The organism is Streptacidiphilus albus JL83 (assembly GCF_000744705.1).
Taxonomy (GTDB): domain Bacteria; phylum Actinomycetota; class Actinomycetes; order Streptomycetales; family Streptomycetaceae; genus Streptacidiphilus; species Streptacidiphilus albus.
The window spans coordinates 7186268-7198800 of record NZ_JQML01000001.1 but is presented as its reverse complement, the minus strand read 5'-3'; the positions used below and the strand labels follow the sequence as shown (position 1 = coordinate 7198800).

At 75.1% G+C, this 12533-nt stretch carries 10 protein-coding genes; 6 read left to right on the top strand and 4 right to left on the bottom strand.

Annotated elements, in window-relative coordinates:
- Window positions 1–149 precede the first annotated feature (149 nt).
- Entirely contained in the window at window positions 150–1547 is a 1398-nt protein-coding gene (locus tag BS75_RS31520; protein ID WP_042440435.1) for a streptophobe family protein, read from the top strand.
- Here BS75_RS31520 and BS75_RS31515 read toward each other — a convergent pair whose 3' ends face one another.
- The 4 genes from BS75_RS31515 to BS75_RS31500 form a co-directional block, all read right to left on the bottom strand.
- On the bottom strand, window positions 1548–2552 hold the full coding sequence (locus tag BS75_RS31515) for a serine/threonine-protein kinase (RefSeq protein WP_034090682.1): 1005 nt from the start codon (window positions 2550–2552) through the stop codon (window positions 1548–1550).
- On the bottom strand, window positions 2549–3097 hold the full coding sequence (locus BS75_RS31510; RefSeq protein WP_034090681.1) for a hypothetical protein: 549 nt from the start codon (window positions 3095–3097) through the stop codon (window positions 2549–2551). The genes BS75_RS31515 and BS75_RS31510 overlap by 4 nt, the downstream gene beginning before the upstream one ends.
- 32 nt (window positions 3098–3129) lie before the next feature.
- Window positions 3130–5481 (bottom strand): ABC transporter ATP-binding protein/permease, encoded by a 2352-nt coding sequence (locus BS75_RS31505; RefSeq protein ID WP_034090680.1) that lies wholly within the window; start codon window positions 5479–5481, stop codon window positions 3130–3132.
- A gap of 173 nt (window positions 5482–5654) precedes the next feature.
- Entirely contained in the window at window positions 5655–6389 is a 735-nt protein-coding gene (locus tag BS75_RS31500; protein ID WP_034090679.1) for a hypothetical protein, read from the bottom strand.
- A 129-nt stretch (window positions 6390–6518) separates the two neighbouring features.
- Between BS75_RS31500 and BS75_RS31495 the strand changes: the two genes are divergently transcribed.
- The 5 genes from BS75_RS31495 to BS75_RS31475 all read left to right on the top strand — a co-directional run bounded on the left by BS75_RS31495 (window position 6519) and on the right by BS75_RS31475 (window position 12511).
- Window positions 6519–8780, top strand: coding sequence for an N-6 DNA methylase (locus tag BS75_RS31495; protein WP_081982763.1), 2262 nt, complete (start codon window positions 6519–6521; stop codon window positions 8778–8780).
- Between the two features lie 78 nt (window positions 8781–8858).
- On the top strand, window positions 8859–9449 hold the full coding sequence (locus BS75_RS45015; RefSeq protein ID WP_052069852.1) for a hypothetical protein: 591 nt from the start codon (window positions 8859–8861) through the stop codon (window positions 9447–9449).
- Window positions 9446–10975 carry a serine/threonine-protein kinase gene (locus BS75_RS31485; RefSeq protein WP_034090678.1) on the top strand — a complete coding sequence of 510 codons (1530 nt, stop codon included), beginning with the start codon at window positions 9446–9448 and terminating at the stop codon, window positions 10973–10975. Before BS75_RS45015 ends, BS75_RS31485 begins: the two co-directional genes overlap by 4 nt.
- 116 nt (window positions 10976–11091) lie before the next feature.
- On the top strand, window positions 11092–11994 hold the full coding sequence (locus tag BS75_RS31480; protein ID WP_081982761.1) for a deoxyribonuclease IV: 903 nt from the start codon (window positions 11092–11094) through the stop codon (window positions 11992–11994).
- Between the two features lie 121 nt (window positions 11995–12115).
- Window positions 12116–12511, top strand: coding sequence for a DUF427 domain-containing protein (locus tag BS75_RS31475; protein WP_034090676.1), 396 nt, complete (start codon window positions 12116–12118; stop codon window positions 12509–12511).
- The last annotated feature ends 22 nt before the right edge of the window (window positions 12512–12533 follow it).

The following is a 12533-nucleotide window of genomic DNA, read 5'->3' as shown; positions in this document are numbered from 1 at the left end:
CCATTGTCTGCGCCGGGTCGGAACCCGCCGCAACCGCAACCGGCCGACCCGGCTCGCCGAACCCGATGGCGTGGCCGAAGCTGAAGTCGGCCGGCCGGAGCGGTCCGCCGACGGTGGGCGAGGCCCACCATCCAGCGACGGGAGCCGGCGTGCAGCAGAGCGATGTCACCCCGCACCGGGCCGGGGCCGGGACCTCGGCCGGAGCCTGGTACGGCTGGGCCGCCGCGCTGGTCACCGTGGTCGCGACGCTGCTGGCCATGGCCGTCACCGCCGGGATCGGCCTCTGGCTGGCCCAGGCCGACTCGCTGCCCCGGGGTGCCTTCCCCTCCGTGCTGGCGGCGACGGTGCTGATGGCGCTCGGCGTCCCGGCCGACGTGGACGGCAGCGCCGGTTTCCTCGCCCAGGCCCAGGGCGGCATCGATGCCCTGCCGCTGTCGGTGGGCCTGGTCGGCGCGCTGGTGGCGGCCTGCTGCTTCCTCCGGCCCCGCCGCTTCCGGGCGGTGGCCGGCTGGACGGAGCTGCTCGGCGCGGTGGTCAGGACGGCGGTGCTGTGGGTGGCGGCACTGCTGCTGGTCGCCTGGCGGGCCCGGCACAGCTTCACCATCTCCACGGGCAACGGCCTCGCCGACACGATCGGCTCCGCCATCGGAGTGACGCCGACCGTCGGCTTCCGGGTCGGTCCGGCCGCCGCTGCGGGCTGGGGGCTGCTCTGGCTGGTGGTGGTGCTGCTGCTGGCCTTCGCCGTCTCGCGCCGGACGCCGCTGCCGGTCGGACTGGTGCGCGGACGGGCGACGGTCCAGCCGTCCGCCGCCGCGATGGTGCTGCTGCTGCTCGTCTGCGCCGGGCTCGGCGTCGTGGCCGGCATCGTCACCGCCCTCACCCGGGGCGAGGCCCGGGAGACCTTCGCGGTGGTCTTCCTCGCGGTGCCGAACCTGGCCTGGCTCGCCCTCGGCGTCGGCCTGGGCGGTTCCTGGCACGGCCATGTGAGCGGCAGCATCGGCCTGCCCATGCCGAAGGCGCTCGCCGCCGTCCTGGAGACCTCGCGCACCGCCGACACCACGGTCGACCTGAGCAGTCTGGCCCGCCAGGACGGCTGGGTCTGGCTGCTCCCGGTGCTGGCCGGCCTGCTGCTGCTGGTGGCCGCCGTGGTGACCGCGCTGCGCGCGCACGTCCGGCCCCGGCCCTGGCAGCACGCGCTGCGGACCGGGGTCGCGCTGGCGCTGACCATGCTGCTGGTGGGTCTGCTGACCCGGGTCTCGGCCTCCTACGGCCTGTCCCTGCTCGGCGTGGGCGATACGAGCGGCCTGGCCGGGCTGCTGGGCGGCGGAAGCGGGTCCGGCAGCGGCGGCGGCGTGCCGGTCAGCGGTTCGGTGACGCTGATCCCGGACCTGCTGCGCACGGTCGGCTTCGGCGCGCTGTGGGGAGCGGTGGCCGGCTTCCTCGGCGCCCTGCTGGTGCCGTACCTGGCCGGCCGGACCGGACCGGGGCCGCAGCCGGGGCCGCAGTCCGGGGCGGGGCCGCAGCCGGGGCCGCGTCCGGGGGCGTAGTCAGGTCGGCTGTCCGGCCGGGCCGACGGCGAAGACCGGCAGCGCCCAGGCGGGCGGCAGCGGCGGGTCCGGGGCAGGAGCAGGAGCAGGGACCGGAGCGATGGCGGGGCCGTCGGCGCGGGTCGGTGCGTAGCGCACCGGGCGCGCGGGGGCCTCCGCCACCTCGCGCAGCGCGGCGACGAACGCCAGGCAGCTGTCGTAGCGGTCGTCCGGCGCCTTGGCCAGCGCCTTCGCCAGCACCCCGTCCAGCGCCGGCGGCAGCCCCGCGCGGAGGCCCGAGAGCGCCGGCGGCGGCTCGTGCAGGTGCGCCCAGAGCAGCGCGAAGTCGTCGTCGCGGCGGAAGGGCGGCGCGCCGGACAGGGCCTCGAAGACCACGCAGCCCAGGCTGTAGACGTCGCAGCGCCCGTCGACCGGCTGCCCGGAGACCTGCTCCGGCGCGACGTAGTCGACCGTGCCGACGAACTGGCCCATGGTGGTGAAGCCGGTGAGCGAGAGCGACTTCTTGGTCAGCCCGAAGTCGGTGAGGTAGACGTGCTCGGGGTGGTCGCTGTCGGTGCCCTCGGCGACCAGGATGTTGCCGGGCTTGACGTCCCGGTGGACCAGGTCGTGGGCGTGGGCGGCGTCCAGCGCCGAGGCGACCTGGGCGGTGATCCGCAGGGTCTTCCGCAGCGGGAGCGGGCCCTCGCGGTCCAGCAGCGCCCGCAGGTCGCGGCCCTGGACGTAGCGCATGGCGATGTAGAGGACGCCCTCGGCCTCGCCCGCCTCGAAGACCGGGACGATGTGCGGATGGTCGATGGCGGCGGCCGCCCTGGACTCGCGGGCGAAGCGCTTGCGGAAGAGGTCGTTGCGGGCGAGCTCGGGGGCGAGCAGCTTGACCGCGACCCGGCGGCCCAGGGCGAGGTCCTCGGCGAGGTAGACGACGGCCATCCCGCCGCGCCCGATCTCCCGTTCCAGCCGGTAGCCGGCGATCCGGAGTCCGGCCATCTGCGGGCGCTCCACGGTCATCGGGGTTCACCCCGCTCCCCCGGCGCGCTGCCGGCAGCGCTGTCCGCCGCCGCCGTCCCCGGGGGCGGCTGGACGGTGGCGTAGGGCTGGAGCCCGGCTCCGGCGCAGTAGTACCAGCGCTCGCGCTCCAGGTCGAGCAGCCAGGCGGAGGAGCCGTCGACCACGGCCCCGACCCGGAAGCCGGCCGCCTGCCGCTGGAAGGCCCCCAGCTCCAGCCGTCCAGCGGCGAGTTCGTCCAGCAGTCGCCGGTAGCCGGCGAGCGCCTGCTCCAACCGGGCGAGCAGCGGACGCGGGTCGGTGGCGGTGGTGAGCGGGGAGGCCGTGCCCTCGGGGCCGCGCGGGAGCGCCACCAGCAACCGTCCGTCGACCCACGCGCCCCAGCCGTTGGCGCAGACGACCCGGGTCCAGTCCCCCTGGTACTCGACCGCCTGCACCGGCAGCAGCGGGTCGAGCCCGGCCGACGGCCGGGACGGGTCCGGCTCGGCCCAGGTCGCCAGCCCCGAGGGCGGGACCACGTGGGTCGGCTGGAACTCCGTGGGGTTCATCGGCGGACCCTCTCGGTAGGTGCGGCGGCGTCCTAGCGGCGCATGATCGCGGGCTCGTGCCGGCGCAGCAGCCGGAGGACCAGGTACCCCAGCAGCAGCGACAGGACCACCAGCATGCCCACGTCCAGCAGCCAGACGCCCGCGCTGTGGGCGAACAGCGGATCGGCGGTGAGACTGCCGGGGACGATCTCGTGCAGGCCGATGGTGCCCGCCATCGCGCCGAGCGCCCAGCGGGCGGGCACCAGCCAGGACAGCTGGTCCAGCCCCGGGACGCCGTTCAGCGGCAGCAGCGCGCCGCAGAAGACCACCTGGACGATGGCGACCAGCACCAGCAGCGGCATGGTCACCTCCTCCTTGCGCACCAGGGCGGAGATCAGCAGGCCGAGCATCATCGCGGTGAACGACAGCAGCGCCGTGGCCAGGGTGATCTCCAGCAGCGGCGGCAGGAAGACCCCGGAGCCGCCCTGGGGGCGCAGGTCGACGCCGCCGAGGCCGACCATGGTGAGAACCACGGCCTGGACGACGGTCACCGTGCCGAGCACCACGATCTTCGAGCAGAGGTAGGCGGAGCGGGAGAGCCCGACGGCCCGCTCGCGCTGGTAGATCACCCGTTCCTTGACCAGTTCGCGGACCGCGTTGGCGGCGCCGGTCAGCACGCCGCCGACGCACAGGATGAGGAGGGCGTTCAGCGCGGTGTTCTGGTCGAGCCGGCTGCCGGCCAGGGCGTGGGTCATCGCGCCCATGACGAAGGGCAGCGCGATCATGATGGCGAGGAAGGTGCGGTCGGCGGCCAGCGCCGAGGCGTAGCGGCGGACCAGGGTGCCGAGCTGGGACCCCCAGCTCTGCGCCGTGGGCGGCCGGACCACCGGTCTCGGCCCGGCGCCGACCTGGCCGGACCGGACCATCACCGAGCCGATGTAGCGGCGGTAGGGCGCGGACGCCCGGTACTGGCCGGCCCAGTCGCGGTCCGGATCCTGCTCGAAGGCCTCGAACGCCTCCGGCCACTCGTCGAAGCCGACGAAGCCGAGGGTCTCGCCGGGCGGGCCGTAGTAGGCGACCCTGCCCCCGGGGGCGAGCAGCAGCAGCCGGTCGCAGACGTCCAGGCTGAGCACGCTGTGGGTGACCACGATGACGGTCCGGCCGTCGTCGGCGAGCTCCCGGAGCATGTGCATCACCGAGCGGTCCATGCCGGGGTCGAGGCCGGAGGTCGGCTCGTCCAGGAAGAGCAGCGAGGGCTTGGTGAGCAGTTCCAGCGCGACGCTGACCCGCTTCCGCTGCCCGCCGGAGAGGCTGGAGATCACCTGGTCGGCGCGCGGGCCGAGGCCGAGTTCGGCGATCACCTCCTCGACCCGGGCGCGGCGCTCGGACTCCGCGGTGTCGCCGGGGAACCGCAGCTCGGCGGCGTAGCGCAGGGCCCGGCGGACGGTCAGCTGGGTGTGCAGGATGTCGTCCTGCGGGACCAGCCCGATCCGGCTGCGGAGTTCGGCGTAGTCGCGGTAGAGGTCGCGGCCGTCGTAGCGGACCGTGCCCTCGTCGGCGGGCCGCAGCCCGGTGAGGGCGTTGAGCAGGGTCGACTTCCCGGCGCCGCTGGGTCCGGCGACGGCCAGCAGGCACTTCTCCCCCACCGGGAAGGAGACCCGGTCCAGCAGCGTCCTGCCGCCGCCGTCGCTGCCGCCGCCCACCCGGACCAGCAGGTCCTGGACGTCGAGCGAGACCGCGCCGTCGTCGACGAACTCCTGCAGCTGGTCGCCGACCAGGCAGAGCACGGCGTGTCCGATGCCGATCAGGTCCCCCTCGCCGACCGGGGAGCGGTCCACCGGGGCGCCGTTGAGGAAGGTGCCGTTGTGGCTGCGCAGGTCGACGATCTCGTACCGGCCGTCGCCGGTGGCCCGCAGCTCGGCGTGGTACCGGGAGACCGCGAGGTCGTCGACGACTAGGTCGTTGTCGGTGGCGCGGCCGATCCGGGTCAGCCGCTCGGGCAGTCGGCGGATGGCGGTCGGCGGGCGGCGGGAGCCGGTGATGGCGGTCAGCGCCGAGGGCGCGGGCGTGAGGTCCGAAGGCTGCGGGAGCAGGCTGAGCACGGCCCGGGGGCCGTCGGCCGGATTGCCGAAGCGGACCACGCTGCCGGGGCCGACGTCGAGGTGGTGCACCGGACGGCCCTCGGTGAAGGTGCCGTTGGTGCTGTCGCTGTCGTCGAGCACCCAGTGGCCGTCGCCCACGTGCAGGACGGCGTGGTGCCAGGAGACCCGGGGGTCGTCGAGCACGATGTCGCTCACCGGGTCGCGGCCGACGTGGTAGCTGCGGCTCGGGCTGATCAGTTGGGAATCGCCGTCCGTCTCCAGCAGGAGCTGTGGCGCGCCGGGCGCGACGAGTCGCTCACCCATGACTGGATCTTACCGCCGCACTCCGGGTGCCGCCCGGCGCGCCCCGGACCGCCCCGGCTCGTTCCGGCCCGCCCGGGCCGCGTCGCCGGGCGGTCCGGGGCGGGCTGCCGTGCCGCCCCCGGCGGCCGGCCTCCGGTGGCGGAGCAGTGCAGTCAGTGGGCGGCGGCGTTCAGTCAGTGGGCGGCGGCGTTCTTGACGATGCGCTTCGCCAGCCCCACGGCGGCCCCGCCGGTGCTGCCCTGGTCGCTGTAGACGACGGTGACCACGAGGTTCCCGACCCGGCTGGCGACCAGGGTGGTGCCGCCGAGGAACGAGGGGGAGGTGAAGACCGCCTCGACCGTGTCGTCACCGACGCCGGGCAGGGTCTTGGCGGTGAGCTTCTGGGTGTAGTTCTTGCCGCCCTGGTTGAGCTGGAAGGTGGCGCACTCGGCGAAGACGTGCCGCAGGTCGGTCATGACGGTCTGCGCGTCGCTGCCCCGGTACGCGTCGACCTCCTGCCCGAGCAGGTTGCTGTAGCTGTCGGTGAAGTCGCCCTGGGCGAAGGAGCCGCTGCCGACCCCGGCCACGTTGATCCACGCCGTCCCGTCCAGCGACGCGCAGGCCTTCGAGGCCGGGACCGCGGCCGAGGAGGGCTCGTTGAACACGGTGCCGGTGTTGACCGAGCCGCTCGGGTCCGGCTTGAGCGAGCCCGGCATGGCGCTCGCGGGCAGCAGCATGGACGCCAGCTTGGTGCCGGTGAGCAGGCCGGCGTTGGGGTCGGTCGCAGCGGCGGCCTTGGTGCTGCTGCCGCCGCCGGTCGCGGATCCCGGGGAGGTGGACGCCTGAGTGGCCGAGGAGCAGGCGGCGAGCCCGACAACTGCCGTGGCGCAGAGGGCGGCCATGACGGGACGGCGAAGGTGTCGAGACATGCGGAAGTGCCCCTTCCGGGCTGGGTACTGACGGGGGTGCCGGTGATCGGCGAGGTAATAAGATTATAGGCCGTGAACCGCGTCAACACAACAAAAATCTGTGAAGCGACCCAGTCGAGGCGACTGTGTATGATCGGCGTTCAGCCGCCCACCCCGCCGCAGAAGGGCCCGCACGTGCCGGAGAACAGGACGCCGGACAGCAGGACCGAGGTCACGGCGGGCGGGATCGCCCGACTGGCCGGGGTCGGCCGCGCCGCGGTCAGCAACTGGCGCCGCCGCCACGCGGACTTCCCCTCGGCCGTCGGCGGCACCGACACCAGCCCGACCTTCGCCCTCCACGAGGTCGAGGAGTGGCTGCGCACCCAGGGCAAGCTCACCCTGGTCCCGCTGCGCGAACGGGTCTGGCAGCAGGTCGAACAGGACCCTGCCGGGGCTGCCGCCGCCCTGCGGCAGGTCGGCGCCGTGCTGCTGCTCATCCGCGAACAGCCTGGATCCTGGGCCGAGTTGACCGGGGCGACCGGGGCGACCGGGGCGACCGGGGCGACCGGCCAGGCACCGGCGGACCGGCTGCCCCGGGCGCTGGCCGAGGTGCTGCGCGACCGTCTGGGCGAGGGCCATCCGGTGCCGGTGCCGACGGCCGAGGAGCTGCCCGCCCGGCTGCCGCTGCTGCGCAGCGGCGCCGAGCTGGCCGGGGAGCTCGGCCCCCGGTCGGCGTACGAGTTCCTGCTGGGGCGTCACCTGGAGTCCGGGCCGCGCCAGTACACGCTGACGCCTGCCGAGCCCGCCGAGCTGATGGCCGAGCTCGCCGGGGGCGGCTGCGCCGCCGGCGCGGACCGGACCGTGCTCGACCCGGCCTGCGGCTTCGGCGGACTGCTGGTCGCGGCCGAGGCCACGGCAGCCGTCAGCGGGCTGGTTGCCACGGCGACCGTCAGCGGCCAGGAGGCCACTGCGGCTGTCTGCGGCCAAGAGGCCACTGCGGCTGTCTGCGGCCAAGAGGCCACTGCGGCTGTCTGCGGCCAAGAGGCCGACCCGGACCTCGCCGCGCTCACCGCCCTCCGCCTCGCCCTCCGCACGGACGGCCCGGTCCGCGTCCGGGTCGGCGACAGCCTGCGCGCCGACGCCTTCCCCGGCCTCGGCGCCGACGCCGTGCTCTGCCATCCGCCGTTCAACGAACGCAACTGGGGCCACGACGAACTCGCCTACGACGCGCGGTGGGAGTACGGGTTCCCGCCGCGCACCGAGTCCGAACTGGCGTGGGTGCAGCACGCGCTGGCCCGGGCCCGCGAGGGCGGCACGGTCGTGCTGCTGATGCCGCCCGCCGCCGCCTCGCGCCGCTCCGGACGCCGGATCCGGGCCGACCTGCTGCGCCGGGGGGCGCTGCGCGCGGTCATCGCCCTGCCCGCCGGGGCCGCCCCGCCGTACGGCATCCCGCTGCACCTGTGGGTGCTGCGCCGCCCCGGCGCGGGCGTGCCCCAGCCGCAGCAACTGCTGCTGGTGGACACCGGCGAGCTGCCGACCGCTCAGGAGAAGCTGCCCTGGCAGACGGTCCGCACCACCGTGCTGGAGGCGTGGCGCGCCTTCGACCGGCACGGAGCGCTGCCGGAGCGACCCGGCATCAGCCGCACCCTGCCGCTGATCGACCTGCTCGACGACGACGTCGACCTCGCCCCCGCCCGCCACCTGCCGCCGTCGCCGGTCGGCGGAGGCGCCGGTGGGCTGGACGAGATCCGGGCACGGCTCACCGACACCCTGCAGCGCACCGTCGAACTCGCGCCCCTCGGCGGCGAACGCGGAGCTCCCGCGCACTGGCCGCTGACCAGCGTCGGTGAACTCGCCCGGGCGGGCGCGCTGCTGATGCGGGCCGGCGGAGCGGGTGCGGTCCCGGCCGGCGGCGTCCCCGGCGGCGCGCCGGTCCCGGCCGTGCTGACCGAACACGACGTGGTCGCCGGGAATCCCCCCTCGGGCGTGCTGCCGGAGGGGGACGAGGAGGAGCCCGTGCTCACCCGGCTCGGCGACGTCGTCGTCCCGGTCCTCGGCCGGGGCGCGGTGGCCCGGATCGTCGACCCCATGACGGCGGGCGCCGCAGTGGGCCGCAATGTGTACCTGCTGCGCCCCGACCCGGAGGCGCTGGACCCCTGGTTCCTGGCCGGATTCCTGCGCGGCACCGCCAACAACCGGCAGGCCAGCAGCTTCACCACCAGCTCCACCCGGCTGGACGTGCGCCGGCTCCAGCTCCCCCGGCTGCCGCTGGCGGAGCAGCGGCGCTACGGCGAGCGGTTCCGCACCCTCGCTGCCTTCGAGGAGGCCCTGCGGCTGGCCGGCACGCTCGGCGGACAGCTCGTCCAGGGCCTGTACGACGGGCTCACCGACGGCAGCGTCCGCCCCTCCTGAGGCGGTGCGCGCGGACGGGGGCGGAATCGCTAGGCTCACCCCACTGCCCGCACCACCCCCACTGCCAGGAGCCACGCCATGGCCGGCCACACCCCGATGCCACCTCCGCGCCGCAGCACGGCGTCGTGGGTGGGGATCGTGGCCCTGCGCATCCTGCTGGTGCTGGTGCCGCCGCTCACCCTCGGCGGCCTGGCCTTCGTGCCGCTGGTCCGGGTGGCGGCGGTCCGCCGCCGGGCAAGGGACTGGGCCCTGTGCGGCACCGTGGCCCTGCTGTCCGTCGCAGGCTTCGCCCTGATCGGAACGACCGACAACGACGACAACTGGCAGACCGTCGTCGGCCTGATGGACATCCTCGGGCTCGCCCTGCTCTGCCCGCTGTACTTCCTGGTCGCCGAACTGCGCTGGCAGAACCCGCGGCGCGGGCGGGCCTACCTCCCCGTTCCCGGCTATCCGCAGCCGTACCCGGCGCCGTACCCGCGCCCGTACCAGTACCCGAACGCGGGCACTCCGCCGTACTCCACGCCGCCGCCCTCCACGCCGCCGCCCTACCCCGCCCGCCCGGCTCCGCCGGGTATGCCCGCGGCCCCGGCCGGCGGGCGCATCGATCAGGTGCGGGCCGAACTCGACGAGTTGAGCGCCTATCTGCACGCGCAGGAGCAGGCGCAGTGAGCGGACGGACCGTCGGCGGACGCTACGAGCTGGCCACGCTGATCGGACAGGGCGGCATGGGCCAGGTCTGGTCGGCCTTCGACAGCCGGCTTGGCCGGCGGGTGGCCGTCAAGCTGCTCCGCCCCGAGCTGTCCACGGCCGAGGAGGACGGCGACGAGCTGCGCCGCCGCTTCACCCGTGAGTGGCGGGTCACCGCCCAGGTCGACCACCCGGGCCTGGTCACGGTCCACGACGCGGGCAGCGACGGCGACGAGCTGTACCTGGTGATGCAGTACATCGCGGGCGCCGACCTGGCCGACCACCTCGCCGAGCACGACCCCTACCCGTGGCCGTGGGCGGTCGCGGTGGCGGCGCAGCTCTGCTCGGTACTGGCGGCGGTGCACGCGGTCCCGGTGGTCCACCGCGACCTGAAGCCGCGCAACCTGATGATCCGTCCGGACGGCACCCTGGTCGTCCTGGACCTCGGCATCGCCTCCGTCCTGGACGCGGACACCACCCGGCTCACCCGCACCGGCTCACCCATCGGCAGCCCTTCGTACATGGCGCCCGAGCAGGCCATGGACGGTACGGTCGGCCCGCGCACCGACCTCTACGCGCTCGGCGCGGTGCTGCACGAACTGCTCAGCGGCAGCGTCCCGTTCCCGGGCAGCTCGGCGCTGGGCGTGCTGCACCGCCACCTCTACGAGCCGCCGCTGCCGCTGCGCCGGCTCCGGCCCGAGGTGCCGGAGCCCCTGGAGGCGCTGGTGCTCCGGCTGCTCGCCAAGGACCCGCAGCACCGGCCCGCCGACGCGCACGAGGTCTACCGACACCTGGCCCCGCTGCTGGCCGGCCCGGCCGGCTTCGGCGGACCGGCCGAGCCGATGGACCCCACCCGGCCGTTCCGGCGCCCTCACGCTCCCTGGCCCGACCCCCGCGCGGCCGGTGCCCCGCCCCTGCCAGCACCCGTCCCGGCCACGGCCGTCCGCCCGCTGCCGGTCGCCGCCGCAGTGGACGAGGTGAAGCGCCTGCTCGACTCGGGCCGGATCACCCAGGCCGTGAAGGTCCTCGGCGACGCGGTGCCGGTCGCCGAGGCCGAGCACGGCCCCGACTCGCCCGTCGTCAGGATGCTGCGCAAGCAGTACGCGGCCACGCTGATGGAGGACGGCCAGTTCCACGCCGCGCTCCCGGAGCTGCGCAGGCTGGCCATGGACGCCGCCGCCGAGGCCGGACCGGCCGACCCCGTCGTCCTGCGGTTCCGCTACGAGGCGGCCCAGTGCCTGGAGCAGCTGGGCGAGGCGCTGCCCGCGCTGGCCGAGTACCGGGCCCTGCTGCCGCAGTTCGAGCAGCAGGCGGCCGCCGACCCCGCGCTGCCGCTGGAGATCCGCCGCCGGACGGCACGGCTGCTGCTCGGCACCGGCGACCGGGCAGGCGCCCGCGCGGTACTGCTGCGCCTCCTCCTCGACGCCGAGCGGCTGCACGGCCCGCACCACCCGCTGGTCGCCGAGACCCGCAGCACGCTGGACTGGCTGTCCCAGGTCCGGGTCTGACACCGCGCAGTGCCCGAGCGCCCGAGTGCTTGAGCTTGAGTGCCTGAGTGCGGGAGCGCCCGGGGCCGGAGGACGCCGCCCGGGGCCGGCCTGCGCGGATGTGCGATCCTCGGGGGATGATCACGTCCACGCCACGCAACCCGGTCGGCGCCCATGTCCCCGTCGCCGGGCGAGGGCTGGCCGGCACCGGGTTGGCCTACGCGGACAAGGTGGGCGCGGAGAGCGTCCAGGTCTTCGTCGCCAACCCCCGGGGCTGGGCCACCCCGGCCGGCAACCCCCGGCAGGACGAGGCCTTCCGCGCGGGCTGCGCGGAGCGCGGCATCGCCGCCTACGTGCACGCCCCGTACCTGATCAACTTCGGCTCGGACTCGGCCGCGACCCGTGAGCGCTCCGGCGAGTCGCTGCGCCACTCGCTGCACCGGGCGCACGCCATCGGTGCGAAGGGCGTGGTGGTGCACACCGGTTCCGCGCTCTGCGGCACCCCGGCGGAGGCGCTGCGCCAGGTGCACGACGGGATGCTGCCGCTCCTCGACGAGCTGGACGGCTACGGTCCGGACGCCCCCTGGCTGCTGCTGGAGCCCACGGCCGGCCAGGGCAGTTCGCTCTGCGCACGGATGGGCGACCTCGCCGACTACACCGAGGCACTGGAGCGCCACCCGCTGGTCGGCGTCTGCCTGGACACCTGCCACGCGTTCGCGGCCGGACACGACCTGGCCGCGCCCGGCGGCGTCGCGGGGATGCTGGACGAGCTGGTGGCCGCCGCCGGGCCGGGACGGCTGCGGCTGATCCACGCCAACGACTCCAAGGACGTCACCGGGGCCCGCAAGGACCGCCATGCCAACATCGGCGCCGGACACATCGGCGCGGACCCCTTCGCCGGACTGTTCACCCACCCGGCCACCGAGGGCGTCCCGCTGATCATCGAGACCCCGGACGACCGGGACGCCCCGGACCGGGTCGAGGGCGCCCTGCACACCCGCGACATCGCCCTGCTGAAGCAGTTGCGCTCACGGGGCTGAGCCGCAACGGGGACGCCCGGGAACAAGTCACGGCGTCCGACCGCTGCTTCTGAAGGCAAGCACGCAAGCACAGATGCACGTAAGCAGTGACAGCACGTCGACCGCAGCCGAGGAGAGTCAGATGGCCACGCGCGAACCGAGAATCCCCGGACCCGACCACCCGATCACCGTCGAGCCGACCGCCGCCCGGGTGGTGGCCCGGGTCGGCGGCACCGTGGTGGCCGACAGCACCCGCGCACTGACGCTGCGCGAGGCGTCCTACCCGCCGGTGCAGTACATCCCGCTCGAAGACGTCGACCAGGCCCTGCTCACCGCCACCGACACCGGGACCTACTGCCCGTACAAGGGCGACGCCTCCTACTGGAGCATCGTCCTGCCGGAGGCGGGGGCGGAGGCGAACGGACGACTGGCCGACGCCGTCTGGGGCTACCGCGAGCCGTACCCGTCGGTCGCCGCCATCGCCGGACACGTCGCCTTCTACCCCGACCGGGTCGAGGTCGTCACCGAGGACGCCTGAGCCGCCGCCGAGCTCCCGCCCC